Source organism: Photobacterium swingsii, assembly GCF_024346715.1.
GTDB classification, from domain to species: Bacteria; Pseudomonadota; Gammaproteobacteria; order Enterobacterales; family Vibrionaceae; genus Photobacterium; species Photobacterium swingsii.
On sequence record NZ_AP024852.1, the window covers coordinates 2721751 to 2747818 of the forward strand.

Annotated in this window: 23 protein-coding genes and 1 tRNA gene; 7 read left to right on the plus strand and 17 right to left on the minus strand. The window is 44.2% G+C overall.

The annotated features are described in order from the left end of the window. The first annotated feature begins 122 nt into the window (after window positions 1-122). The gene (yfbR, locus tag OCU77_RS12335; RefSeq protein ID WP_048899110.1) at window positions 123-707 is read left to right on the plus strand and encodes a 5'-deoxynucleotidase; all 585 of its coding nucleotides are present in this window, start codon (window positions 123-125) and stop codon (window positions 705-707) included. Continuing rightward, window positions 707-2074 (plus strand): anti-phage deoxyguanosine triphosphatase, encoded by a 1368-nt coding sequence (locus OCU77_RS12340; RefSeq protein WP_048899109.1) that lies wholly within the window; start codon window positions 707-709, stop codon window positions 2072-2074. The genes yfbR and OCU77_RS12340 overlap by 1 nt, the downstream gene beginning before the upstream one ends. 71 nt (window positions 2075-2145) lie before the next feature. Here the strand turns inward: OCU77_RS12340 and OCU77_RS12345 are convergent, their stop codons facing one another. Further along, a complete protein-coding gene (locus OCU77_RS12345; protein ID WP_107302905.1) occupies window positions 2146-2766 on the minus strand; it encodes a tRNA-uridine aminocarboxypropyltransferase in 621 nt (206 codons plus the stop codon). A gap of 9 nt (window positions 2767-2775) precedes the next feature. On the opposite strand from OCU77_RS12345, the gene rrtA reads away from it, so the two are divergent. Beyond that, a complete protein-coding gene (gene rrtA, locus OCU77_RS12350; RefSeq protein WP_048899108.1) occupies window positions 2776-3330 on the plus strand; it encodes a rhombosortase in 555 nt (184 codons plus the stop codon). A gap of 113 nt (window positions 3331-3443) precedes the next feature. On the opposite strand, the gene OCU77_RS12355 is transcribed toward rrtA, so the two are convergent. The 8 genes from OCU77_RS12355 to OCU77_RS12390 all read right to left on the minus strand — a co-directional run bounded on the left by OCU77_RS12355 (window position 3444) and on the right by OCU77_RS12390 (window position 12901). Further along, the gene (locus tag OCU77_RS12355; RefSeq protein ID WP_048899107.1) at window positions 3444-3728 is read right to left on the minus strand and encodes a ComEA family DNA-binding protein; all 285 of its coding nucleotides are present in this window, start codon (window positions 3726-3728) and stop codon (window positions 3444-3446) included. A 138-nt stretch (window positions 3729-3866) separates the two neighbouring features. Continuing rightward, window positions 3867-5759, minus strand: coding sequence for a peptidylprolyl isomerase (gene ppiD / locus OCU77_RS12360; RefSeq protein WP_107302906.1), 1893 nt, complete (start codon window positions 5757-5759; stop codon window positions 3867-3869). Between the two features lie 193 nt (window positions 5760-5952). Next, window positions 5953-6225: a nucleoid-associated protein HU-beta gene (hupB, locus tag OCU77_RS12365; RefSeq protein ID WP_048899106.1), complete on the minus strand. Its 273-nt coding sequence runs from the start codon at window positions 6223-6225 to the stop codon at window positions 5953-5955. Between the two features lie 208 nt (window positions 6226-6433). Then, the gene (gene lon, locus OCU77_RS12370; RefSeq protein ID WP_048899105.1) at window positions 6434-8806 is read right to left on the minus strand and encodes an endopeptidase La; all 2373 of its coding nucleotides are present in this window, start codon (window positions 8804-8806) and stop codon (window positions 6434-6436) included. A 137-nt stretch (window positions 8807-8943) separates the two neighbouring features. Next, a complete protein-coding gene (gene clpX / locus OCU77_RS12375) occupies window positions 8944-10224 on the minus strand; it encodes an ATP-dependent protease ATP-binding subunit ClpX (protein ID WP_048899104.1) in 1281 nt (426 codons plus the stop codon). A gap of 113 nt (window positions 10225-10337) precedes the next feature. Beyond that, window positions 10338-10961 carry an ATP-dependent Clp endopeptidase proteolytic subunit ClpP gene (gene clpP, locus OCU77_RS12380; RefSeq protein WP_048899103.1) on the minus strand — a complete coding sequence of 208 codons (624 nt, stop codon included), beginning with the start codon at window positions 10959-10961 and terminating at the stop codon, window positions 10338-10340. A 105-nt stretch (window positions 10962-11066) separates the two neighbouring features. After that, window positions 11067-12371: a trigger factor gene (gene tig, locus OCU77_RS12385; RefSeq protein WP_048899102.1), complete on the minus strand. Its 1305-nt coding sequence runs from the start codon at window positions 12369-12371 to the stop codon at window positions 11067-11069. 453 nt (window positions 12372-12824) lie between these two features. After that, window positions 12825-12901: transfer RNA gene (locus OCU77_RS12390), tRNA-Arg, on the minus strand. A gap of 397 nt (window positions 12902-13298) precedes the next feature. On the opposite strand from OCU77_RS12390, the gene folD reads away from it, so the two are divergent. Further along, the gene (gene folD, locus OCU77_RS12395) at window positions 13299-14159 is read left to right on the plus strand and encodes a bifunctional methylenetetrahydrofolate dehydrogenase/methenyltetrahydrofolate cyclohydrolase FolD (protein ID WP_048899101.1); all 861 of its coding nucleotides are present in this window, start codon (window positions 13299-13301) and stop codon (window positions 14157-14159) included. A 174-nt stretch (window positions 14160-14333) separates the two neighbouring features. Here folD and galU read toward each other — a convergent pair whose 3' ends face one another. Then, complete coding sequence (gene galU, locus OCU77_RS12400; RefSeq protein ID WP_048899100.1) at window positions 14334-15242, minus strand: UTP--glucose-1-phosphate uridylyltransferase GalU; 909 nt, start codon at window positions 15240-15242, stop codon at window positions 14334-14336. A gap of 120 nt (window positions 15243-15362) precedes the next feature. Continuing rightward, window positions 15363-15860 carry a transcription/translation regulatory transformer protein RfaH gene (gene rfaH / locus OCU77_RS12405; RefSeq protein WP_107302907.1) on the minus strand — a complete coding sequence of 166 codons (498 nt, stop codon included), beginning with the start codon at window positions 15858-15860 and terminating at the stop codon, window positions 15363-15365. A gap of 400 nt (window positions 15861-16260) precedes the next feature. Between rfaH and OCU77_RS12410 the strand changes: the two genes are divergently transcribed. Beyond that, window positions 16261-17655: a peptide MFS transporter gene (locus OCU77_RS12410; protein ID WP_048899099.1), complete on the plus strand. Its 1395-nt coding sequence runs from the start codon at window positions 16261-16263 to the stop codon at window positions 17653-17655. Between the two features lie 82 nt (window positions 17656-17737). On the opposite strand, the gene OCU77_RS12415 is transcribed toward OCU77_RS12410, so the two are convergent. Next, window positions 17738-18784 (minus strand): response regulator, encoded by a 1047-nt coding sequence (locus tag OCU77_RS12415; protein ID WP_048899098.1) that lies wholly within the window; start codon window positions 18782-18784, stop codon window positions 17738-17740. A 352-nt stretch (window positions 18785-19136) separates the two neighbouring features. Here OCU77_RS12415 and OCU77_RS12420 point away from each other — a divergent pair, with 352 nt between their 5' ends. Both OCU77_RS12420 and OCU77_RS12425 read left to right on the plus strand, forming a co-directional pair. Next, window positions 19137-20015 carry a LysR family transcriptional regulator gene (locus tag OCU77_RS12420; protein WP_048899097.1) on the plus strand — a complete coding sequence of 293 codons (879 nt, stop codon included), beginning with the start codon at window positions 19137-19139 and terminating at the stop codon, window positions 20013-20015. A gap of 283 nt (window positions 20016-20298) precedes the next feature. Then, complete coding sequence (locus OCU77_RS12425) at window positions 20299-20898, plus strand: Yip1 family protein (RefSeq protein WP_048899096.1); 600 nt, start codon at window positions 20299-20301, stop codon at window positions 20896-20898. Window positions 20899-20992: 94 nt separating this feature from the next. On the opposite strand, the gene purF is transcribed toward OCU77_RS12425, so the two are convergent. The 5 genes from purF to accD form a co-directional block, all read right to left on the minus strand. Beyond that, window positions 20993-22510 (minus strand): amidophosphoribosyltransferase, encoded by a 1518-nt coding sequence (purF, locus tag OCU77_RS12430; RefSeq protein WP_048899095.1) that lies wholly within the window; start codon window positions 22508-22510, stop codon window positions 20993-20995. Between the two features lie 34 nt (window positions 22511-22544). Beyond that, window positions 22545-23036 (minus strand): CvpA family protein, encoded by a 492-nt coding sequence (locus OCU77_RS12435; RefSeq protein WP_048899173.1) that lies wholly within the window; start codon window positions 23034-23036, stop codon window positions 22545-22547. A 64-nt stretch (window positions 23037-23100) separates the two neighbouring features. Then, complete coding sequence (locus tag OCU77_RS12440; RefSeq protein ID WP_048899094.1) at window positions 23101-23682, minus strand: SPOR domain-containing protein; 582 nt, start codon at window positions 23680-23682, stop codon at window positions 23101-23103. Window positions 23683-23684: 2 nt separating this feature from the next. Beyond that, a complete protein-coding gene (gene folC, locus OCU77_RS12445; protein WP_048899093.1) occupies window positions 23685-24956 on the minus strand; it encodes a bifunctional tetrahydrofolate synthase/dihydrofolate synthase in 1272 nt (423 codons plus the stop codon). Window positions 24957-25087: 131 nt separating this feature from the next. Beyond that, window positions 25088-26011, minus strand: a complete 924-nt coding sequence (accD, locus tag OCU77_RS12450) for an acetyl-CoA carboxylase, carboxyltransferase subunit beta (RefSeq protein ID WP_107302908.1) — start codon at window positions 26009-26011, stop codon at window positions 25088-25090. Window positions 26012-26068: the final 57 nt, after the last annotated feature.

Here is a 26068-nt window from a genome sequence, read left to right on the forward strand (position 1 = left end):
ATGCAGAGGCTTTTGTGTATTTGAGGCTGCCACAAAGCCACTTTTTTCTGTTACCTTTAATAGACAGAGATCAGCATTATCTGCTGAGCATACGCTACTCATAACCTTATAAGCAGTCGATCATGAAACGTAGTCATTTCTTCGCTCACCTAGCACGTATGAAACTTATCCAGCGCTGGCCTTTAATGCGTTGTGTCTCCAACGAAAACATTTCAGAACATAGCCTCCAAGTCGCTTTTGTTGCCCACGCATTGGCCCTCATCAAAAACAAAAAATTTGGTGGCGAATTAAACCCAGAGCGAATTGCTTTATTGGGTATGTTCCACGACTGTAGCGAAGTGATCACAGGGGATATGCCAACACCGATTAAATACTTCAATCCTGCCATTGCAGAAGAATATAAAAAGATCGAACTGGCTGCTGAACAGAAACTGCTATCAATGTTACCCGAAGAGTTTCATGATGATTACGCGCCTTTGGTCGACAGTGAGCAAATCAACCAAGAAGATTACGCCATAGTGAAGCAAGCAGACTCATTGTGTGCCTACCTAAAATGCTTAGAAGAACTCAACGTCGGTAACCATGAATTTGCCAAGGCGAAAGCAAATATCGAGCATAACCTACAAAAACGCTCGACGCCTGAAATGGAATATTTTCTAGCGACCTTTGTTGATAGTTTTAATTTAACACTGGATGAAATCAGTTAATGGAAGACTTTATTCTCACCGACAGCTGGCAAGACCGTAAAAGTAACGAGCAGAAAACACGCCGCAATGATCACCGCTCGGTTTACCAACGTGACCGCGCCCGTATTCTTCACTCTGCCGCTTTTCGCCGCCTTCAAGCGAAAACCCAAGTCCATGGTGCTGGGCATCATGACTTTTATCGCACACGTCTGACACATTCGTTAGAAGCCTCGCAAATCGGTACTGGTATTGTCGCCCAGCTAAAAATCAATCAACCTGAATTTCGCTCAATTTTGCCCTCCACCAGCCTGATGGAAAGTTTATGCTTAGCCCACGATATTGGTCATCCCCCTTACGGGCATGGTGGCGAAGTCGCACTCAATTACATGATGCGCAATCATGGTGGCTTTGAAGGTAATGCACAAACCTTCCGCATAGTGGCATTGCTGGAGCCTTATACCGAGCACTTCGGGATGAACCTATGCCGACGCACCCTGCTTGGGCTACTCAAATACCCCGCCTTTATCGAACAAACTCGCGCCGCGGTTACCCCACCAGATGTGACCAATTATCGTCATTTGAAAGCTAAAGACTGGCACCCAGCCAAGGGCATTTATAGCGATGACAAAGAAACCTTTGAGTGGGTACTTAACACGTTAAGTACTAACGACCGCACACTGTTTAGTACCATGCGTGATGGTAAAGTTGACAATCACACTCATCAAAAAACACGTTTTAAATCATTAGATTGTTCTATTATGGAGCTCGCAGATGACATTGCTTACGGTGTGCATGATTTAGAAGATGCGATTGTGATGGGGATAGTGACCCGTGAGCAATGGCAAGAAGTTGCAGCAAGCCAACTGGCAGAGTGCGGTGAACCTTGGCTAGAAGAGCGCATAAGTACCTTAAGTGAGCAGCTCTTTGATTCACACCATAAACGCAAAGATGCAATTGGCGCTATGGTCAACGCCCTGCTGACTTCGATTCATATTGCGCCAAGTATTCAAGACGGCTTAAATAGCTTTGATGACCCCTTGCTACGATGGAATGCCTTTTTGTCTGAGCCGATGGAACGCGTGCTGGATATTCTCAAGCACTTTGTTAGTGAATACGTGGTGAAAAAGCCTGAAATTCAGCTGTTAGAATATAAAGGCCAGCAGTTAGTGATGGAGCTATTTGATGCCTTTGCTTCTGATCCTGAACGCTTACTCCCAGAAAATACCCGAACGCGTTGGCAACATGCCGTAGATAACGGTGACAATGAGATGCGGATCATCGCGGATTATATTTCGGGGATGACAGATGGATTTGCACAGCGCTTATATAGCACGCTATTTCACCCCACGACCGCAATGAGTGTAGGCAGTGAAGGGCATGGGTTCTAGGATTTAATCACTTATGAGCTCAGGATAAGACATACAAGGCGAGAGATTCTCGCCTTTATACATGAAACCACTTATTTCAAATAATTCCGTTCAAACACACCTTCTGGCATTTGCTTAATTTGAAATTCAATCATCTGGTTGAAGGTCTCTAGCAGTGGCGTAAAGTCGGTTTCGCAGCCCTCTAACGCAGTTAATGCAAGATACCCCGCTTCTACTGTCGAGACCCCTTCTTCTTTTGGCGACTTACGTATGCGGTAATTACCACAGCTCACATTGTCTAAATTAACCGTAGGAAGTGTGTGTAAGTTGGTTGAAAGCTGCCACATTTTGTAGGCTTTTTTCCACGTCCCATCAAGCAAAACCAATGTCAGTGGTTTCTTATTTGCTTGTGAGCCTTGCTGTTGGGCAAGCGCAGTAATAGCGGTTGACTCTTCACTTGGATAAACTAACCAGGTTTCACGCGCAGGATCGCCAAGTAATGCATTGAGCGCTTCGTGTTCACTAAAATCCTCACCAACAAAGACGGCACTATTTGCCAATGACAATGACAAAATCCGCGCAGTACCAATTGCACGATTAACTTCAGAGGGGTGTTGTAAAATACACAATTGCGTTTTAGCATCAATAGCTTGTATCCACTGGCAGATGCACGCTTTTTTTGCTTTTCCACATTGTTCGCAATATCGACTCATGAGGTTGCCTTGTCTACTCGTCATTACTTAGTGTTCGCTGTTCTTCTTGGGATCATTGCCCAATTACCGCAGCTTCAACCGTTATTGGTTTGGGAACGAAGCCTGATCCTCAACGGTGAAGTGTGGCGCATACTAACAGGAAACGTCACCCATACCAATTGGCCGCACCTTATGATGAATACCTTTGCTTTCATCATTATCACGTTCATTTTTAGAAAACACATTGCAGCCAAGCAATACACACTGCTCATCGTGACGATTTCGCTCATTATTGGCCTCTGCATTTTTACAACCAATATGAGCTGGTATGCCGGTTTCTCTGGCGTACTACACGGCTTATTTGGCTGGGGAGCAATACAAGATATAAAGTCAAAAACCAAAGGTGGTTGGTTATTACTGGCTGGACTTATCGCTAAAATTGGCTGGGAGCAAATCTTTGGGGGGTCTGTGAGTTCCGAAGCGCTCATTGGTGCTCGTGTAGCGACAGAAGCGCACTTATTCGGCGCTATCGCTGGCACCCTGCTGGGGTGGGTCCCCCTGCTTACTAATAATACTGACGAGTAAAATATAGGCTCGACTATTATTAACAGGAGTACAGCTTAGTCTCCTGTTCGTATCCCACGCACTGCTACTAGGTAGGTGGGTTAAACCTATCCCTTATTCATTCGAACAATGCGTTAAAGCTCAATTCGGTCGCGGTTTTTCTCAACCGTTGCCAAGCCAATGCCTTTCACTTTTGTTAGATCATCTGCCGTTTTGAAATCACCATATTGCTTTCGATACAAGATGATATTTTCTGCTTTTTCAGGTCCAATGCCAACCAACAGCTTATCAAGCTCTTCAGCATTTGCATCGTTAATATTAATGGTTATCTCAATACCTTCATGACTATCGTTTGCACTCACAGGTAAAGCCACCAATACCGCACCACATAGTAATGCACTGACTAATAAACGTTTCATTCTTTCTCCCATATTATATTGTGTTCGAACTTTCATGGTAATGAACACTCACTTGGGTAAAAGCACTATGCCTATTTTTTAGCTAAAAAAACAACGGGCCGCACAATGGCGGCCCGCTAAGCAATCAATTAATTGCAATTAGTTTGTAGCTGTATCCAAAGCTGGGTAAGCCACTTCAGAAGTATCGCGTAGCACTTGCAATGTCGCCATCACGTCTTGTTGAGCATGCATTTGCTCAAGTTGCTTAGCCATTTGGCTATCCGTTACAACAGCTTCAACGTCATTTTCAACAACCTTATCAAGTGCAACAATCACTACATTGCCTGATGCATCACGCGTCATACCATACACAGCTTTACCATCAACAGGCTTAGCTAGAGTAAAGGCAATCTGAGCGATTGTTGGCTCACCGCCATTACGGGCGATAGTTTGCGCTTCACCAAAGCTCAAACCTTCCGTAGCTAAGATGTCAGAGTTACCGTCACGTAAGGCCGCAATCACTTCATCCGCTTTTTGCTGAGCTTGTTGCTCACCTTTTTGTGCCGCTAGCTTGCCTTTAACAGACGCAGCAACATCATCAAACGGTAATACCGATTCAGGGCGAGATTCTTCAACACGAACAACAATGACATGCTCAGGTGCAAGTTCGATCACATCTGAGTTAAGGCCATCTTCTAGCACTTCAGGGCTAAGTAACGCACGGAATACCGCTGGGTTCTTTAAGATCTCAGGCGCGTCAGCTTCTGAAATAAAGTCTGTGGTGTGTACATCAGCACTCACAGCTGCTGCAGCATCTTCTAACGAATCAGGCATTTCGTATGCTGTTTTCGCTAGCGTTTCTTGCATTTCATAGAAGACTTCAGCCGCTTGTTGATCACGAAGATCAGCAACTATGCTGTCTTTAACATCCGCTAATGGCTTAACAACTGATGCCTTAATTGCATCTAACTTAATGATGTGGAAACCAAATGCTGATTGCACAACACCTGAGATATCACCTGCATTCGCTAACGCAAAAGCAGCTTTATCAAACTCAGGATCCATAACACCCGCTTCGATCCAGTCTAGCTTGCCGCCATCTTTCGCACTGAATTTATCGTCAGAATCTGTTGCAGCAAGTGCTGCGAAATCCGCACCTTCATTTAGCTTAACAAGCAGTGCTTCAGCTTTTGCTTTCGCTTCATCGCTGTCACCTTGGATAAGGATATGGCTCACTTGGCGTTGCTCTGCACTGCTGTACTTCGCTTGATGATCGTTGTAGTAAGCTTCTACTTCATCATCAGTAATCGCGATAGTATCCTTCAGGCCTTTACCAGAAAGCTCAATGTAAGCGACTTTCACTTGCTCAGGACGGGTAAACTGCTGTGGATTCTGATCGTAGTAGGCTTGAATTTCTTCATCTGTAATTTCCGCATTCTGCGTAAAATCAGCCAAAGAAAGCGTTAGTGTACGGACTTCACGCTGCTGAACTTCAAGCTTGCGTAGTGCCGTTAGCTCATTGCTTAGCGCAAAATCACTGCCTTGGATAGCAGCAAGGAATTGCTGACGAAGCATATCGCCACGCATGTATTCTGCAAACTGATCAGGTGTAAAGTTCGAACGACGCAACAACATATTGTATGTATCGTTATCAAACTTACCGTCACGTTGGAATTCAGGCATAGTTACAATCGCTTGACGAACTTGCTCATCACTAATGCGTAAGCCTAACGCATGAGCGCGTTGTTCAATCAATACATCGTTAACCATACGGTCAAGCACACTGCGGCGGAACTGTTTTACATACTCTGGATCGCCTAATAGCGTTGCAAAGTAATCACCCAGTTGCGACTGCATGCGGTTACGTTCGTTCTGGTAGGCTTGTTCGAATTGACGTTGACCAATTTCTTGATCACCTACTTTTGCAGCTGCTTGTTCACTGCCGCCAGCAAGGTAGCTACCTACACCTGCGAAGACAAAAGAGAAAATAATCAGGCTAAGAATAATCTTAACCCAAATGCTGCTAGCGCCTTCGCGCAATCGCTCCATCATAACTTGCCGTATCTCCTAATTGTTCGAGCTGGCAGGGTTGTGTTAGCTACTTCATGGATGAAATTAAAGCTAACAATGACACCGGTATAAAATGTAAAAAAGCGCATCTCGATGATGCGCCCTTTCTGTCGGTTATTTCACCAAGTTAGACTTAGTCAATGCATAATGCAAATAACCTAAGGGCAAAGCCCTCTTAGTTTACAGAATCTTTTAAAGCTTTACCTGGTTTAAAACCTGGAACTTTAGCGGCTGCGATTTGGATCTCAGCACCCGTCTGTGGGTTACGACCTGTACGAGCAGCGCGCTCACGTACAGAGAAGGTACCGAAACCTACAAGAGCAACTTGATCACCGTCTTTCAGCGTATCAGAAACAGCATCGATGAATGCATCAAGTGCACGACCTGCTGATGCTTTAGAAATATCTGCGCCTTCGGCAATCTTATCAACTAACTGAGTTTTGTTCACGATTTCATCCCCTCTATGAACATTGTCCGTAATATCCACAATGGCACGGACAATCAAATTAACTTGGACCTAATTATACCAGCACTATCAACCGATGGAGTGTGTAAGCCTTGATTTTGTTAGGCTTACAGCAAAATTAGACCTATCTTATAGCCAGTGGAAAAAACGCTGACAAGCCTTTTCGTGCCTGACTGCGTCTTTTCTTCACTTAACTTTGCTGCATGTCACTCTTTTGAGTTTCAACCAGCTCAATACCTGATGGGTTGTTTTGCAGTGCAATGGTAAGCACTTCATCAATCCACTGTACTGGGCAAACTTTAAGATCAGCAATCACGTTATCAGGAATCTCTTCCAAATCACGCTCATTCTCTTTCGGAATCAGCACTGTCTTAATACCACCACGGTGCGCTGCTAGCAGTTTCTCTTTCAAGCCACCGATAGGTAACACTTCACCGCGCAGGGTAATTTCACCTGTCATTGCCACATCGGCACGTACAGGGTTACCTGTTAAGCTAGACACCAATGCAGTACACATTGCAATACCGGCACTTGGACCATCTTTCGGTGTTGCACCTTCAGGAACGTGAACGTGAATATCACGCTTTTCGTAAAAATCAGGGTTCACACCAAGACGCTCAGCACGGCTGCGAACAACCGTCATTGCCGCTTGAATCGATTCTTGCATCACATCGCCAAGTGAACCTGTGTAGGTGAGTTTGCCTTTGCCAGGCATAGATTCAGTTTCAATCGTTAAGAGATCGCCACCTACTTCTGTCCACGCAAGACCTGTCACTTGACCTATGCTGTTGCTTTCGTCAGCTTTACCGTAATCAAAACGTTGAACGCCAAGGTAATCCTTCAGATTTTCCATGGAGATAGACACTTGCTTAATGTCTTTGTTCAACAAAATTTCTTTTACCGCTTTACGGCATAGTTTCGAAATTTCACGCTCTAGGCTACGTACACCGGCTTCTCGGGTGTAGTAACGAATAATGCCCGTTAGTGCTGAGTCATCAACATCAATTTCAGCAGGCTTCAAACCATTGCGTTGAATTTGCTTACCTAACAGGTGACGCTTAGCAATATTGAGTTTTTCATCTTCGGTGTAACCCGATAGACGAATCACTTCCATACGGTCAAGCAATGGTCCTGGGATATTCATGGAGTTCGACGTTGCCACAAACATTACGTCTGACAGATCGTAATCCACTTCAAGGTAGTGATCGTTGAACGCGCTATTTTGCTCCGGATCTAAAACTTCTAGCAATGCTGACGATGGATCACCTCGCATATCAGAAGACATCTTGTCGATTTCATCCAATAGGAACAGCGGGTTTTTCACTTCCACTTTCGCCATTTTCTGAATCAGCTTGCCCGGCATAGAACCGATATAGGTACGACGGTGACCACGGATTTCCGCTTCATCACGCACACCACCCAACGCCATACGGGTATACTTACGGCCCGTTGCTGCAGCAATAGACTGACCAAGCGACGTTTTACCAACACCAGGAGGACCAACCAAACATAGGATTGGGCCTTTTAACTTATTGATACGGCTTTGTACTGCGAGGTACTCAAGAATACGTTCTTTAACGCGCTCTAGCCCATAATGGTCAGCGTTCAGAACTTCTTCTGCCTTAGCCAAGTTCTTCTTCACTTTAGAACGCTTGTACCAAGGCACACTTAGCATCCAATCGATGTAACCACGCACAACCGTTGCTTCGGCTGACATAGGTGACATCATTTTCAGTTTCTGAAGTTCTTGCTCTGTTTTTTCTTTCGCTTCCGCAGGCATTTTCGATTCTTCGATTTTTAACTTCAAAGATTCGAACTCATCTGGCGCATCATCTAGCTCACCCAGTTCTTTCTGGATCGCTTTCATTTGCTCGTTGAGGTAATACTCACGTTGGCTTTTTTCCATTTGCTTCTTCACGCGACCGCGAATGCGTTTTTCAACTTGAAGCAAATCGATTTCAGATTCCATCATTGCCATCAAGAACTCTAAACGCTCTACGATATCAATGATCTCAAGTACTTTTTGCTTATCGGCTAATTTCAGCGGCATGTGCGCAGCGATGGTATCCGCAAGGCGTGCAGCCTCGTCGATGCCATTAAGCGACGTCAGTACTTCAGGTGGGATCTTTTTATTAAGCTTGATAAAGCCTTCAAACTGACTGATAGCAGTGCGTACCAGCACTTCCTGCTCACGCTCGTCCATTTCTGGCGTAACCAGAAACTCAGCTTGGGCAGTAAAGAAGTCGTCGTCAGCGAGGTTTTCAACTTTGGCACGCTGCTGACCTTCGACAAGTACTTTTACCGTACCGTCTGGCAGTTTCAGCAACTGGAGAATCGTTGCGACAGTACCAACATCGTACATGTCTTCGATAGAAGGCTCGTCCGTGGCCGCTTCTTTCTGAGCCACCAACAGAATTTGTTTGTTGTTATCCATAGCCGATTCAAGGCAACGAATAGATTTTTCCCGGCCCACAAACAATGGAATAACCATATGAGGGTAAACCACTACGTCACGTAATGGCAGAACGGGGATATCAAGGCGTTCAGAACGCTCCAGGTTCATATTTTTCTCTCTTCCGTTCAGTTGTATACCTGAGTATATGGGGGTAAACCCTCAAGATTCAACGGCAGAAACAAGAGAAAATAAAAAAGGAGGCCTCAGCCTCCTTTTTTTGCGCATTATGGGCGGTAATTAAGCAATTACTCAGCACCAGCTGCTTGATTTTCATTATTTTCGTAAATCAGTAGCGGCTCAGACTCACCTTTAATTACTGATTCATCAATAACAACTTTACTCACACCTTCCGCAGAAGGAAGTTCATACATAGTATCAAGCAATACAGCTTCTACGATTGAACGTAGACCACGAGCACCTGTTTTACGCTCCATCGCTTTACGGGCGATAGCAACTAATGCATCGTCACGGAACTCAAGCTCAACATTTTCAAGCTCAAGTAGCGCAGCATACTGCTTAGTCAACGCATTTTTAGGTTCACGCAAGATCTGTACTAGTGCATCTTCATCTAGCTCACTAAGGATAGCAGCTACAGGTAGACGACCAATAAACTCAGGGATCAAACCGTATTTCACCAGATCTTCTGGTTCTACTTTCTCGAACAAATCACTCAATGTACGTGAATCTTCTTTAGAGCGTACTTCCGCACCAAAGCCAATGCCCGTACCTGTTGCCACACGCTGCTCAACGACTTTATCAAGCCCTGCAAACGCACCACCACAGATGAATAAGATTTTCGATGTATCCACTTGCAGGAATTCCTGCTGTGGGTGCTTACGACCACCTTGCGGTGGAACAGAAGCAACTGTACCTTCGATCAGTTTCAACAAGGCTTGTTGAACACCTTCACCCGATACATCACGCGTGATCGATGGGTTGTCTGACTTACGAGAAATCTTATCGATTTCATCGATGTAAACAATGCCACGTTCCGCTTTTGCTACGTCGTAGTCACATTTTTGCAGTAGCTTCTGGATGATGTTTTCTACATCTTCACCAACATAACCCGCTTCAGTCAGCGTAGTTGCATCAGCCATTGTAAAAGGTACATCCAGCATACGCGCAAGCGTTTCAGCCAGTAGCGTTTTACCACTACCAGTTGGGCCGATTAGCAAGATGTTACTCTTACCAAGCTCGACGCCTTCACTGGTTGTATCACCATTACGTAAACGTTTGTAGTGGTTGTATACAGCTACAGCGAGCACTTTCTTCGCATGGTTTTGACCGATTACATAATCGTCAAGATTCGTGCGAATTTCTTGCGGTGTTGGAAGCTCATTGCCATCGCGTTTTGGCATTACTTCTTTAATTTCTTCGCGAATGATGTCGTTACAAAGATCGACACACTCATCGCAAATATAAACAGAAGGGCCAGCAATCAGCTTACGAACTTCATGTTGGCTTTTGCCGCAGAAAGAGCAATAAAGCAGTTTCCCACTACCATTCTCTTTTCGCTTATCTGTCATCCGCTAACCTCTTTTCGGGTTTAACCCCATCATTGCCTTGTTTTGAGTGTATAACAACTCTGGTTATTTTGCTCCGCGCCAACTGTTAGCAAGCGTGAACAATATAACGCAATTTAGTCACGTTTATTCAAAACAGCGTCAACCAAGCCATATTCAACTGCTTGATCAGCAGACATAAAGTTATCACGATCAGTATCGCGCTCAACCACTTCTAGCGGCTGACCTGTATGTTCTGCTAACAAGTTATTCAGTTTTTGCTTGATAGTTAGAATTTCTTGAGCATGGATCTGAATGTCAGAAGCTTGTCCTTGGAATCCACCTAACGGCTGGTGAATCATTACGCGAGAGTTAGGTAATACAAAACGCTTACCTTTCGCGCCACCAGCAAGTAGGAATGCACCCATAGAACATGCTTGGCCCATACATACCGTGCTTACATTTGGTTTAATAAACTGCATGGTGTCGTAAATAGACATACCAGCAGTTACGCTACCGCCTGGTGAGTTAATGTATAGGAAGATGTCTTTGTCTGGGTTTTCAGACTCAAGAAATAGCAACTGTGCAACTACTAAGTTTGCCATATGATCTTCAACCTGACCGGTTAAGAAAATCACACGCTCTTTTAATAGTCGGGAATAAATGTCGTAGGAACGTTCACCACGAGAAGTCTGCTCGACCACCATAGGAACCAGCGCATCCATAATTGGCGACATGGCGTTTTTTTCTTGGTAGCTCATAACGTTATTTCCCTAAAATAAATGGCCCGAATGAAATGACTCACACGGACCATTGTTAGCAGAAGATTCGAAGCAAAGTCAAATCTCTACAGTAATTTCAGTAAATTAAGCTGCAGGTTGTTGGTTCATTAGCTCGTTGAAGCCAACTTCTTTTTCTGTAACCTGTGCTTTAGCAATTAGCGCATCGATAGCTTGCTCTTCTAGAGCAACGTTACGCATATTGTTCATCATTTGCTCGTTTTGCTCGTAGTAAGCAACAACTTCTGTTGGATCTTCGTAAGCTGAAGCCATTTCGTTGATAAGTGCTTTAACGCGCTCATCATCCGCTTTTAGCTCTTCAGACTTAATTACTTCACCAAGAAGAAGACCAACAACTACGCGACGCTTAGCTTGTTCTTCGAACAGTTCACGTGGTAGTTCAGGCATGTTTTTAGCGTCGCCACCAAAACGTTGTGCAGCTTGTTGACGAAGAACGTTGATTTCTTGGTCGATAAGTGCAGCTGGAACAGCGATGTCGTTTTGCTCGATTAGGCCGTTAAGAACTTGGTCTTTAATACGACCTTTAACAGCTTGCTTCATTTCGCGTTCCATGTTCTTACGAACTTCAGCTTTTAGGCTATCTACAGAACCGTCGTTTACACCGAACTTAGCAACGAACTCTTCAGTTAGTTCAGGTAGCTCTTGTGCTTCAACTTTGTGTAGTTTGATAGCGAAAGATGCTGCTTTACCTTTTAGGTTCTCAGCGTGGTAATCTTCTGGGAAAGATACTTCTACTGTGAACTCTTCGCCCGCTTTCTTACCAACGATACCGTCTTCGAAACCAGGGATCATTCGACCTTGGCCCATAGCAAGTGCGAAACCTTCAGCTTTACCGCCGTCGAATTCTTCGCCGTCGATAGAACCGTTGAAATCGATAGTTACACGGCTGTCAGCAACAGCAGCAACATCTGCTTCAGACCACGTAGCTTGTTGCTTACGTAGTGTTTCGATCATTGTCTCAACGTCTTCAGCTTTAACTTCAACTGCTGGTTTTTCAACAGCAATTTTGTCTAGGCCTTGAAGTGTGATTTCTGGGAAGATTTCGAAAGACGCTTTGAATACTAGGTCTTGACCTTCAGCGAACTCTACTGGAGTAAAAGTAGGTGCGCCAGCTGGGTTGATTTTTTCTTTAACGATCGCTTCGATGAAGTGACGTTGCATTACTTCGCCCATTACTTCTTGACGAACAGATGCACCAAACATGCGAGCAACCATTTTGATTGGCGCTTTACCTGGACGGAAACCATCGAAACGACGATTTTTAGCGATTTTTTGCAGTTCAACTTTTACTGCATCTTCGATGTTTGCAGCAGGAACTGTGATAGTTAGATGGCGCTCTAGGCCTTCAGTGGTTTCAACGGTAACTTGCATTTTATTTAACCTCAAAACTTACTCAGATCACTGAGTGATGTTGCCGATCAGTTCAATCTGACGGTGGCATCCTTTCGTGTTATGGCGATTTAGACAAACCTACCACAACGCCTTAATTCTGATAATTTCTAACGCTACTAATAAAAGTAGTTTCAGGGATAGAAATTAAAACGCGGCATTATAACGGTCTGATACTCTCAGGTCGAGACTACAGCCCATAAACCATGGCTTCTCCACAAAATAGGGGCTAAAAATCGATTTTCAAGGGAAATAATGAAAAAAATCGGTTTAGATGCCGATTTTGTGCACAGACCACCAATTGGTAGCAAACGGTTGTTTGAAGTATGAGCAGGCTATTGACGCTGAAGTGAGATCGATAGGAAAAATAAAAAGTATGATTTAAAACGAAAAAAACCGTACTTAGCTTTCGCTAGGTACGGTTTCTTAAAATAATGGCACGCCCTGCAGGATTCGAACCTGCGACCACATCCTTAGAAGGGACGTGCTCTATCCAGCTGAGCTAAGGGCGCACTATAACGCTGTCGTGCGTTATGGGTCGGAATTATACGTTGCTACTCTCTAAGGTCAACGGTTTTTCCTTTTTTTTAATTACTTAAAACATCAAGCGGTTAAACTTAGAGCAATCTGTAATATCAAGCGCCTAGTGTGATGAATACGCCATCAATCCCATGCTGCTTTTTCATCCAACCCATAGTGCAACCCACGAATATAAAAAGTTATAGCATCTACATTTTCTTTGTTTTAACGCAAGGCAAACGTTTGCGTTATGGATATTACTCACAGTATCTGCGACAATATCGGCATCAATAAGGATTAAGAAAGTCGTACTCAACTTTCACCGTCTTTATTCTTTTATCGTTGATCTGCTACGACTGCGTACGCTAGCAATAAGTCATAAGGAAAACCATGAGCGCTCAAATTATTGATGGCAAAATCATCTCACAAACTGTTCGTCAAGAAGTCGCTGCACGTGTTAAAGCACGTGTAGATGCTGGCCTTCGTGCGCCAGGGCTTGCAGTTGTGCTGGTTGGCCAAGATCCTGCTTCGCAAGTTTACGTCGGTAGTAAACGCAAAGCCTGTGAAGAGGTTGGCTTTATTTCCAAATCTTTTGACTTACCTGCCACCACCAATGAAACAGAGTTGTTAGCACTGATTTCAGAGCTTAATGCTGATAAAGAGATCGATGGTATTTTGGTACAACTGCCTCTTCCAGCTGGCATGGATAGCACAGTGATCCTAGAGCATATTACTCCTGAAAAAGACGTTGATGGCTTCCACCCTTACAATGTTGGCCGTTTGTGCCAACGCATGCCTAAACTACGCTCATGCACACCGAAAGGCATTATCACGCTTCTGGAACGCTACAACATCCCTACTCGCGGCAAGCATGCTGTGGTTGTCGGTGCATCAAACATTGTTGGACGTCCTATGACGATGGAATTATTACTGGCTGGTGCGACAACAACGACATGCCATCGCTTTACGCAAGATTTAGAAGGTCACGTTCGCCAAGCTGATATCGTAGTGGTTGCGGTAGGAAAACCAAACTTCATTCCAGGAGATTGGATTAAAGAAGGTGCAACCGTGATCGATGTAGGTATCAACCGTTTAAGCACAGGAAAGTTAGTGGGTGATGTTGAGTTTGATGTGGCCAAAACCAAAGCCAAGCACATCACACCAGTACCAGGTGGTGTTGGCCCAATGACAGTTGCTACCCTCATTGAGAATACCCTACTCGCGTGTGAACAATACCACAGCGAATCTTAGCCGGCTTTATTACTCAGCCGCTAAATAACGAATAAACAGCTAATTTCTTGCTGTCAGACATAAGTCTTGATGCTGAGTTTTTTACTTAGATTCGGGCTATGAAAGCTTAACTGACCTCTATACGAAAAAAGCAGCCAATGGCTGCTTTTTTTATGCATGAAAATCAATATTGGATTACAGTGATTTTGCAAGCTCTTTGATGTAGGCCGTGAAATCTTCACCAAGCACATCATGGCGCATGCCATATTCGACAAATGCTTGCATGTAGCCGAGTTTGCTACCACAGTCATGACTAACACCAGACATATGGAATGCATTCACCTGTTGTTTTTCCATCAGCATATCAATCGCATCTGTCAACTGGATCTCATCACCAGCCCCCACAGGTGTTTTTTCAAGTAAGCCCCAAATCTCTGCTGGTAGTACGTAACGGCCAACAATCGCCAGATTTGATGGTGCGACATCGACCGCAGGCTTTTCAACCACCTTAGTCATCGCTGCTGTTTCACCCGCTTTAAGCTCGGTGCCATTAACGTCTGCCACGCCGTAGTTTGATACTTCGCTCATAGGAACCGGTTCTACCAATACCTGGCTAATACCCGTCGTATTGAACTCTGCAACCATAGCCGCCATGTTCTCACTACGCAGGTCACTCGCCGCATCATCCAAAATAACATCAGGTAATACCACGGCAAATGGTGCATCACCAATCAATGGGTGAGCGCACAATACCGCATGGCCTAGGCCTTTCGCTTGGCCTTGACGCACATGCATAATAGTGACATCAGGTGGACAAATTTTTTGTACTTCTTCAAGCAACTGGCGCTTCACACGCTTTTCTAGCGTAGCTTCAAGCTCAAACGAGGTATCAAAATGGTTTTCAATCGAGTTTTTTGATGAATGAGTCACCAAAACAATCTCTTTGATGCCTGCTGCCACACACTCATTCACTACGTATTGAATAAGCGGCTTATCAACGATAGGCAACATCTCTTTAGGGATGGCTTTGGTTGCTGGCAACATACGTGTACCAAGACCCGCAACAGGGATCACGGCCTTACGGATAGGGGAAGATTGTGTCATGTTCAATACCATGAATATTAATAAACTGGCGCTACTATAGCAAAATAGCTATAGCCGAGTAAGCGCCACATAAACTGAATGTATTATTCGCCAACTCGATCGAATAAAAGGCATGAAAGACTATTTTTTAACAATTTCGCTGTTATCTACGCTGACTTTAACCTCTTTACCCAGCAAGTTAATTAGCATAAAAGAACGCTTTTCTCCATCGGGTTCATGGTAGATAGCTTCAATACCCTTGTATTGTCCTTTTTCAAGTACCAACTTATCGCCAGGTTGTGGCAAAGTGGACAATTTTGACTGTTGTTCTTGCGTATTCTCGTTAAGCATTAAGCCATACAATAACTCAGCACGAATGGGCTGTGGCATCCTGCCTTGGCGAATAAAATCCGCCACACCGCGTGTTGAACGTATTGTTGTATAGCTGATCTCTTCAGGATCAAAGTAGACGAACATATAACTCGGAAAAAGTGGCTCTTCGACCTCTATACGCTTACCTCTTACCAATTTATTAATAAGTACTTGAGGGTAATAACATTCTACGCCTTGGCGATCGAGGTTAAGAACAGCGCGCTCTTGTTCGCTGCGTTTACAATAAAGAAGAAACCATTCTTTCATTATGTATCCATTTATCGTTTAGATTACTTAGTAAGATTATCAGTTTCCCTCTTTCTTGCCCAATAGCTTCAACTCAAAGACGACACTTTCACAGTGAAACATTTAGCAACATTTGTAACAATCATGAAAAAAACCACAAAGCAGCATTAACCCCCAAAGTTAACAACAAAAACAATATATATCACCACAAAAGACAGACCAACCAGCGCAAAACATCTTTTGACGCATTGAAAGATTAGATTTCAAATTTGATCACAAATAATACAAACGCTTAATTTTCAACACCTTACAATTTTAACAGTTTGTTTTGCAAATGTGAAAACTTGCAGATGATTATTTTGTCCATTATAAAATGGGGCAGATAAGCAAACACATAACAAACCTTATAAAGAGAATAATTATGAGCAATCGAAGTAGCGGTACCCTTTTAGGGCACCCAAAAGGCTTGTTCTTGCTGTTCAGTACTGAACTGTGGGAACGCTTCTCTTACTATGCGATGCGTGCAATTTTAGTACTGTATCTCACAGATAAGACCATGGATGGTGGCTTAGGTTGGTCAACCCAAAGTGCGCTTGAGTTATATGGTATCTACACCGGCCTCGTTTATATCACCCCTTTAATTGGTGGATGGATAGCCGATAACTTCTTGGGCCAACGTCGTTCAATCATTATCGGTGGTATTTTGATGGCGTTAGGTCAATTTACGCTAGCGCTTCCCCACAGCATGATTGACCCACACGCAATAACAGCCTTCTACCTAGGGTTAGCGCTACTTATCATTGGTAATGGTCTATTTAAGCCAAATATCTCAACCATGGTTGGTGATTTATACACAGATGGCGATAACCGCCGTGATGGTGCTTTCACTATTTTCTATATGGGTATTAACCTAGGTTCTTTACTTGCAGGCGTCATTGCTGGCTCCGCTTCTGCTGTTTACGGCTGGAAAGCAGGCTTCTTAACTGCAGGTATTGGTATGGTGATCAGTTTAGTTACTCAGTTAATTTTTGCTGAACGCCTACTTGGTAACATTGGTAAAGAACCTGCAGCTAAACGTGCTGCAGCCATGAACAAATCTGGCCAAAAAGAGCCACTTACTCGTCAAGAACGTGATCGACTAAAAGTAATCATGATCATGGGTATGTTTGTAGTGATCTTCTGGGCTGGCTTTGAACAAGCTGGCGGCCTGATGAATATTTTCTCACAGCAATACACAGACCGAATGATAGGTAGCTTTGAAGTACCAGCGGCTTGGTTCCAATCACTGAACCCATTCTTCGTTATTACTCTGGCACCTGTTATTGCAGCTATTTGGGTTAAATTAGGTCCAAAAGAGCCAAGTTCACCAGTGAAGTTTGCTATGGGTCTATTCTTCCTCGCACTTGGCTTTGTGTGCATGATGGGCGCAGTAATGCAACAAGGTGGTGACCTAACGGTTAAAACATCCATGTTCTGGCTAGTTGGTGCATACTTCTTCCATACGCTAGGTGAGCTTTGCTTATCACCTATTGGCTTGTCTATGGTGACGAAACTTGCTCCACTTCGCCTTGCCTCATTAATGATGGGTGCATGGTTTGGTTTCAATGCTGTTGCTAACTATGTTGCAGGTATCATAGGTGCTAACGTTGGCGAAGCAGGCCCTATGGCTATCTTTAGTGGTATTGCAGTGGCTGCGACAATCGCAGGTGTGCTGCTTCTACTTTGCTCTAATCAGCTGATCCGTTGGATGCACGGTGCTGAAGGTAAAGTGGTTGAAGACGAAGAAACACTGGAAGCGGAAACTGCAAAAGCTTAGTTTCAGTAGTAAGGTGTGATTCAAAACAAAAAAGGTTGCTCAATGAGCAACCTTTTTTATTAGTAGAAGCTGGAAAAATCTATCATAAACCGCAACGTTTTATCGTCACACTAAAGCTTGCTGAACCGATTTCACTTAAAGATAAACGCCCGCCTGATTCCGGTAAATACATCTTGCTGACACTATTTTTACTCGCATGATCGCCCAACCATGCTTGAACAGGGACAGATTGCGTACTATCACTAGTCTGCAATTGCGCCCCTAAGCCAGTTGAAAGCACTTGAAGACTACGATCACAGGCGTCAAACATACCAAAGACACCACGTATTGGTGACGCATAACCTGACTGGTACATACCTTTTTCTATCAAACTGACCAAATGGTTTAAATCACTCTCTTCAGCCATACGCGTACGCAGGTAATCATTAAAAAAGGCACGAATAAGCAGTGTGGTTGCCGTGCTATTCTTACCAACAGCGGAATCAACCAAATAAAAAGCCAATCGACCATCCATCAGCCAAGTGTAATCAAGCAACACAGGCTGAACATCGGCAGGTTGCAGTACACAGTAGTTCAATTGCCAGTCGCCTTGGCGAGATTGTGTTTCGGGCATTAATCCCATTAGCAACTCTCGTGCGGCTTTAGGATTATCCTGCAGCTCTTTGATGTGCCATTCAAGTTCTTCATCAACGGCTCCACCATCGTCAGCAACGTTAAACCAAGTATTCGAAAAATCTTGCTCTGCAACAGAAGAATCTTGTGACTTAAGTACTGATAACATTGCAGACTTCAATACCATGATGTTTTCTAAAGGTTTAATCAAAAAGTCTTTCACACCATGACGCAATGCCGTTGCAACGTCCCCCATGTCCCCCGTACCTGATATAACGATCACTGGAAGCATAGGGTACTGAGCAGCAATTTCTTCAACAAACTCCATGCCTGTCATTACCGGCATGGATAAATCGCATAACAGAATGTCTGGAATCGCATCTCGTAATGCACGCAACCCTTCGAGACCATCTTCCGCTTCACGCACTTGGCATCCTTGGCTTTTCAAAAAGCCAACAATCATATTTCTGAAGATAGGATCATCTTCAACCACAAGTACGTCTTTTCCTTCAAGCAACGATTGCGTCCTCCATGATTGGACAGGAGTATCGACTCCATGATTCTGGGTTAATCTCGATTTTGGTCTATCAAGTTCACTGTGCATAAGCGTACCAGATTGTCTATCAACCTAATAAAAAGCATAGGTGTTAATTAGTGATTCGTCAGGATAGATAGCAATCTAGCAAGGGCAAACGCCAAGAATAGAATCTAGTTCAAAAAAAACAGCGAAAACACCAAAAACAGACCGTCAAATTGACACAATTCATCGTCCTAACTTGATTCATAGCAAATGAGGCTCTTTTTACAGCCACTACATCACATTTTTGTTATACAATTCACCATTATGAGTTTTCAGTAATGATGTTTATATGAAACTTGACGATTTGAATTTATTCCGCGTAGTTGTGGAACAAGGCAGCTATACCGCAGCCTCACGAAAAACCCAAGTGCCCGTTGCGACGCTAACACGCCGTATTCAGGCGCTTGAAGAATGTTTGAGTATTCGCTTGCTCAACCGTCATGCGCGTAAATTGTCGCTTACTGAAGCAGGACAGCGCTTCTATGACGATTGTAGCCCACTCCTAGCCCAGCTCGTAACGACAACACAGCATATTAGTGAAGAGTGTAAGGGGGCAGCAGGTAAACTTCGCATTGCTGCACCATCGAACCTCACTAAGGTGATGTTGCAACCTATGTTGAATGCCTTTATGAAAGAGCATCCAGCTATTAACCTTGAGCTGCACATGAGTAGCGAGCCAGAACAGCTCGATCCTACCGACTGGGACGCGATTTTTCGTGTAGGCCCACAGCGCGACTCAACGCTGATTGCACGTAAGATCAGCTCGGTTAAAGATATCTTAGTGGCGAGTCCACTTTATTTAAAAAACAACCCAGCACCCAAGCATGCTCAGGAATTGCATGAGCATACCTTACTTAAAGGTAACCCGCTGCTACGCTGGCGCTTAACCGATAATCAAGGCGAAACCATCACGATCAATGATCCTGGCCGCTTTGAGGCTAATCAGCTTAATGTGGTTCGTAAAGCATGCTGTGCCGGATTAGGGATTACCCTAATGCCAAACGTAATGCTTGAGCACTATATTGAATCTGGCGAGTTGGTTCGGATCTTAAAGAACTGGTCGGCTAACCCTCGTGAAGTATTTTTACTTTATAACCACCGAGATTATCAGCCTGAAAAGCTTCGTTTATTCATTGAATTTTCAAGCCATTACTTTGAATTAAGCTAACACCCAACAAGCTTTCAGCCAGCATCTTCTTTGCTGGCTGTTTCATTTCTAGCACGTAATACCTCCTTCATAACCTTGCGCAGCGCCTAAACAGTGACTAAATATTAGTTATGAGCAAGATCATCATTATCAAATTTTGATGTTTAATGACCTTCTTTCTCTTCAGTATTTTTCTGACTCATTCGTTAGATAGGTATAAAACAGCAGGTTTTAACCGTAACCTTATGTATGCTCGCGTTGTCTTGGCGGCCATACCTGACCCCGGTAATAACGAGGACGCGTTATGATTTTGGGACATTTATTTGGGCTATACGCCCACCCTAAGCAAGAATGGAAAACTATCGATAAAGATCACGAGGGTATTGGTAGCAGTGTCAGCCATATTCTTTTAATTGCCCTTCTGCCATCAGCCTTTGCCTATATCTCTAGTGTCTTTATTGGTTGGCGAATCGGGGTTGGCGAGCCACTCTTTCTCACACCCACCAGTGCACTCGGCATGTCTGTTGCGATGTATTTTGCGTTAGTCGCAGGCGTTTTTGCCCTCGCCTACCTAAGTTACTGGATGAGCCACACTTTTGGGTCTACGCCTACCTACACCCAAGCATTAGAATTGGCGGCCTACACAGCCACACCGCTGTTCATGGTAAGCATTGCGGCTATTTATCCACACGTGTGGTTTTTAATGGTAGCGGGGCTTATAGGGATAGCTTACTCAGTATATCTACTCTACACAGGCGTACCGATATTGATGCACATCCCAGAAGAGCGCGGCTTTATTTACGCCAGTTCTATTGTTACCTGTGGCTTAGTACTACTGGTCTCTATCATCGCATCGAGCGTAATTTTGTGGAACCTAGGACTAGGGCCAATCTTTAGCCACTGACACTAAACTTTACACATTTGATTATCAACAAAACGGGAGCACACTGTGCTCCCGTTTATCTATTTCATCATCTTGGCGAAAGCTATAATCTCAGCTATACACCTTCGTTATGCAGTTCCAAATTCGCCAAATCTTGCTGGATCTCGCGTTGAAGTTTGGAATCTTCGCTACGCAATGACTCTAAGTAATCAAGATAAATCTGATCAATATCACCCGTTACATAGCTGCCATTGAATACTGATGTTTCAAACAACTTAACATCTGGATTGCCTTCTGCAACCGCTGCCACCAAATCGTCTAAATCTTGGAATATCAAACCATCGGCACCAATCAGTTTGCTGATCTCATCCACTTCACGGCCATGCGCGATAAGTTCATTTGCCGTTGGCATATCAATACCGTATACGTTAGGGAAACGTACTTCAGGCGCGGCAGATGCTAGATAGACTTTGTTTGCACCCGCTTCACGTGCCATCTCGATAATTTGTTCTGATGTAGTACCACGTACGATTGAATCATCAACCAACAGAACATTCTTACCTTTAAATTCAGAGCGGATAGCATTCAACTTACGGCGTACTGATTTACGGCGCATTTGCTGACCCGGCATGATAAAGGTGCGGCCAACATAGCGATTCTTCACAAAACCTTGGCGGTATGGCTTATCAAGCGTACGTGCGATTTCAAGTGCACTGTCACACGAGGTTTCAGGGATTGGGATAACCACATCGATATCCATATCGTCCCACTCACGTTTAATTTTTTCACCCAATTTAGTACCCATACGAACACGTGCGCCGTATACCGAAATTTTATCGATGAAAGAATCAGGACGAGCAAAATAGACAAACTCAAACACGCATGGATTAAGAACAGGATTCTCAGCACATTGCTCGGTAAATAACTGCCCATCAAATGTGATGTAAACCGCTTCACCAGGAGCAACATCACGAACAAAGTCAAAACCAACCGCATCCAAGGCAACGGATTCAGACGCTACCATGTACTCAGTATTACCGTTACATTCACGCTTTCCTAAGCAAAGAGGGCGAATACCGTTTGGATCACGAAATGCCATTAAGCCATGGCCAATGAGCATGGCTACAACAGCGTATGCTCCTTTCACCTGACGATGAACAGAACGAATCGCACCAAAGATATCACTCGGTGAAATCGGTGATGATTCTGACTTCTCAAGGTGATGAGCAAGAACGTTCAGTAATACTTCAGAATCTGACGTTGTATTAACATGACGACGGGCTTGGCTAAACAATGAATCACGCACTTCATTTGCATTCGTCAAGTTACCATTATGTGCTAATGATAGACCGTATGGTGAGTTTACATAAAAAGGCTGAGCTTCTGAGGCACTTGAACTGCCTGCTGTCGGGTAGCGAACATGACCGATACCCACATTCCCTTGTAAGCGCTGCATGTGCTTAGCTTCAAATACATCACGAACTAAACCGTTAGCCTTACGCAGACGAAAACGATTGCTTTCTAAGGTAACAATACCGGCAGCATCTTGGCCGCGATGCTGCAGCACAGTCAATGCATCATAGATAGATTGATTTACCGGGTTTGAACCCACGATTCCGACAATACCACACATGTCCTAAATCCTCGTCACGCATATAAAGCCGGCGCTATAGCGCGCCGGGTAAAAAGCTTGATGTGTCTTTGATATAAGTGAAGAACCATTCAATCACAACACCAAACTGAGGGATCAATTGAGATTGTTTCCACCAATCAGCACTTGAGAACCCAGTAAAAGCATCAATGAAAAACAGTACCGCAGAGACGATTAACACCCCTCTCACGCCACCAAAAACAATTCCCAAAACACGGTCTGTTCCTGACAGCCCCGTCTTTTGCACTAAATGTCCAATCACATAGTTCACTACCGCGCCAACAATTAGCGTGGCAATAAATAAAGCGGCGATGGCACTGCCATTGCGTACCATTTCGTCCTTGATGTTAGTGAAGTAAGCAGCTAACTGCGTGTAAAAATTGCTGGCAACAAAAAATGCCGCAAACCAAATCACTAACGAGAGTGCTTCTTTAACAAAACCGCGGATTACACTAACCAGCGCTGAGAAGCCAATTACGCCTAAAATTACGTAATCAATCCAAATCATCATTTATTGTTTTCGCCTTGATGGTGCGTATTCTAACAGAAAAAATGAGAACGCAAACGTTTACCTAAGGGTTTAGTGGGTTAAATCTAAGCAATTGACCTTTCAAACCCGTAATTTTTTCTAAATCTTTAAGCTCAGCAGAAAGAGCTTCTTTTGAAACATTCGGTCCAACGACAACGCGAGCATAATCGCCTTTTTTCGGCTGTTTAGGAAAAACATGTGCCTGATAGCCAGACTGACGTAATTTCTCCACCAGCTTATTGGCATTGTCAAAATTGCCAAACACACCGAGCTGAATAACCCAACCACTTTTTTTGTAACCTTCTTTGACGGGTGCAACACTTGGTTTCTCAATTTTAACGGGGGCCGTTTCCGCAACTGATTTTTCAGCCCCATTTGCGCTTGCGACTTGCGTATCATCGACGACGACCGTGACAGGTTCGTCGGGTAACTCAACATCCACAAACTCGGGCTCAGGAATTGTTTCATATTCTTGTTCAGCTTCGAATTCTGGCTGCAAAGGTATGCTGGCAAACTGTTCTTGGTAATGCTGTTTTTTTCCATCAAAAAGATCCGGTAAAAAAATCACGCCCAGTGCCACTAATAAAATGGTGCCAACTAATCGGCTTTGAAATTTACTTGCCACAATTACTCCTGTTTCGCTGCAATATGGCTTGCGATTTGGCCTACAGTGTAAAACGAGCCAAACACGATTACTACGTCCTGCTCAGCAGCTTGCGCTAACGCTTGGTCATAAGCGACTTCTGGGGACACAAATCCTTCAACGCCACCGCCAAGATTAGCAATAATTTCATCGGCTTTAGCCGCGCGAGGCCCCTCTAGTGACGCTGGGTACCAAGCATCAACGACTGTTTTCATTTCAGCAATAGTTGCAGCAATATCTTTATCGTGCAGCATAGCAACAACCGCATGGACACGCTGCTTCCCTTCCGACACCTTGATTTTTTCAAGTTGCTGAGCAAAGTATTGTGCAGAATGCGGGTTGTGTGCGACATCCATGATCACCAAAGATGAAGTGCCAATGCGCTGCATGCGCCCAGGTAAGGATGCAGCTTTTAAACCATTGACGATATTACAATCACTGATATCAAGTTCAGCGGTTCCCAATGCCATTAATGCCGTTGCAGCATTTGGTAATGGCAGTGAAGGAATCGGCAAATCGGTTAATTCAAAGCAACCGCTCTTCCACTGCCACTTATCTGCCGTCACTTGATAATCAAACTGATAACCGACTTGATACAGCTTGGCGCTAATATCATCAGCATGGGCAGCCACACTCGCAGGTGGTGTTGGTTGGCCACAAATAGCTGGTTTATCACTGCGGAAAATACCGGCTTTCTCAAAGCCAATCACTTCAATGTCATCACCAAGCCAATCCACATGATCAACGGCAAGGCTGGTGATCACTGAAACATCATGATCAACGATATTGGTCGCATCTAAACGCCCACCTAAACCTACTTCTAAAATGGCCACATCGACCTGATTGTTTTTAAATAATTCAAGCGCTGCTAGCGTACCAAACTCAAACAAGCTCAAACTAACATCACCACGGTATTCTTCAATTGCAGCAAAAGCCTGGCTATGTTTTTCATCAGCAAGTTCGTCACCATTAATGCGTACGCGCTCGTTGTAACGAACGAGATGAGGCGAACTGTACACACCGACCTTATAGCCAGCATCTAATAAAATAGCTTCTAAAATGGCACAGGTTGAGCCTTTGCCATTGGTACCTGCAACCGTAATCACTTTCGGTGCGGGTTTAATCAAATTTCCACGCTCTGCAACCGCTTGAGCACGATCAAGCCCTAAGTCGATGGCACTGGTATGAAGTTGTTCTAGATAAGTCAGCCATGAGGTAAGCGAGGCTGTCGCTGAAGGTGCTATCAGATCTGTCATGGAAAAATTGTTCACTTAATCACTAACTTGTTGGTATGCACTATACCAAACTGACCGTTATTCCGAAAAACAAAAACGCCGACGAAAGTCACTTCCGTCGGCGTTTTAACAATTATTTACAAAGCGAAGGCTTACTCGGCTTTATCAGCCTCTTGTGGAACCTCGACAGCTTTAGGCGCGCTATCAACTGAAACCACCAAAGGTGATGTTTGGTTTGTCATTTTCGCGATAAGGCCACCGATACGCTGACGCATTTCACGGCGGTCAACGATCATGTCGATAGCACCATGCTCAAGCAAGAATTCACTACGCTGGAAACCTTCAGGAAGCTTCTCACGTACTGTTTGCTCAATCACGCGTTGACCAGCAAAACCAATCAAAGCTTTTGGCTCACCAATATTGATATCACCTAGCATAGCCAAACTTGCCGATACACCACCCATTGTTGGGTCCGTCAGTACTGAGAAGAAAGGTAAGCCTTTTGCTGAAAGACGCTCAAGGGCTGCACTGGTTTTTGCCATTTGCATTAACGACATCAGTGCTTCTTGCATACGAGCACCGCCACTTGCCGAGAAACACACAAGTGCACAGTTGTTTTCCATTGCCGCTTCTACCGCTTTCACGAATTTAGCACCAACAACAGAACCCATAGAGCCGCCCATAAAGGAGAACTCAAAGGCACAAGCAATCACATCTTGGCCAAGCAAGGTACCTTGCATCACAACTAGTGCATCTTTTTCGCCACTGTTCTTTTGAGCAGCCGAGATACGATCTTTATATTTCTTAGAGTCGCGGAACTTCAGTTTATCCTTCGGTTCCATATCTGCCGCTAGTTCTACTTGACTGTCTTGGTCAAGGAAGGTTTCCAGACGGCGACGTGCTTTCATACGCATGTGATGATCACATTTCGGACACACTTCTAGGTTAGCCTCTAGATCAGCGTGATAAAGCACTTGTTCGCAAGAAGTACATTTCGTCCATACACCTTCAGGGATTGACGCTTTGCGAGAAGAAACAATGTTGCTCTTCGTTAGGATCTTTTCAAGCCAGCTCATGAATGACCTTTTTTATCTAAAAATTCCCCGCCAAAAAAGCAGAGAAAGCAAATTCGT

Coding starts and splice junctions, on each gene's coding strand:
- yfbR (WP_048899110.1), top strand. CDS start 123: ATGAAACGTAGTCATTTCTTCGCTCACCTAGCACGTATGAAACTTATC.
- OCU77_RS12340 (WP_048899109.1), top strand. CDS start 707: ATGGAAGACTTTATTCTCACCGACAGCTGGCAAGACCGTAAAAGTAAC.
- OCU77_RS12345 (WP_107302905.1), bottom strand. CDS start 2,766: ATGAGTCGATATTGCGAACAATGTGGAAAAGCAAAAAAAGCGTGCATC.
- OCU77_RS12355 (WP_048899107.1), bottom strand. CDS start 3,728: ATGAAACGTTTATTAGTCAGTGCATTACTATGTGGTGCGGTATTGGTG.
- ppiD (WP_107302906.1), bottom strand. CDS start 5,759: ATGATGGAGCGATTGCGCGAAGGCGCTAGCAGCATTTGGGTTAAGATT.
- lon (WP_048899105.1), bottom strand. CDS start 8,806: ATGAACCTGGAGCGTTCTGAACGCCTTGATATCCCCGTTCTGCCATTA.
- clpX (WP_048899104.1), bottom strand. CDS start 10,224: ATGACAGATAAGCGAAAAGAGAATGGTAGTGGGAAACTGCTTTATTGC.
- clpP (WP_048899103.1), bottom strand. CDS start 10,961: ATGAGCTACCAAGAAAAAAACGCCATGTCGCCAATTATGGATGCGCTG.
- tig (WP_048899102.1), bottom strand. CDS start 12,371: ATGCAAGTTACCGTTGAAACCACTGAAGGCCTAGAGCGCCATCTAACT.
- folD (WP_048899101.1), top strand. CDS start 13,299: ATGAGCGCTCAAATTATTGATGGCAAAATCATCTCACAAACTGTTCGT.
- galU (WP_048899100.1), bottom strand. CDS start 15,242: ATGACACAATCTTCCCCTATCCGTAAGGCCGTGATCCCTGTTGCGGGT.
- rfaH (WP_107302907.1), bottom strand. CDS start 15,860: ATGAAAGAATGGTTTCTTCTTTATTGTAAACGCAGCGAACAAGAGCGC.
- OCU77_RS12410 (WP_048899099.1), top strand. CDS start 16,261: ATGAGCAATCGAAGTAGCGGTACCCTTTTAGGGCACCCAAAAGGCTTG.
- OCU77_RS12420 (WP_048899097.1), top strand. CDS start 19,137: ATGAAACTTGACGATTTGAATTTATTCCGCGTAGTTGTGGAACAAGGC.
- OCU77_RS12425 (WP_048899096.1), top strand. CDS start 20,299: ATGATTTTGGGACATTTATTTGGGCTATACGCCCACCCTAAGCAAGAA.
- purF (WP_048899095.1), bottom strand. CDS start 22,510: ATGTGTGGTATTGTCGGAATCGTGGGTTCAAACCCGGTAAATCAATCT.
- OCU77_RS12435 (WP_048899173.1), bottom strand. CDS start 23,036: ATGATTTGGATTGATTACGTAATTTTAGGCGTAATTGGCTTCTCAGCG.
- folC (WP_048899093.1), bottom strand. CDS start 24,956: ATGACAGATCTGATAGCACCTTCAGCGACAGCCTCGCTTACCTCATGG.
- accD (WP_107302908.1), bottom strand. CDS start 26,011: ATGAGCTGGCTTGAAAAGATCCTAACGAAGAGCAACATTGTTTCTTCT.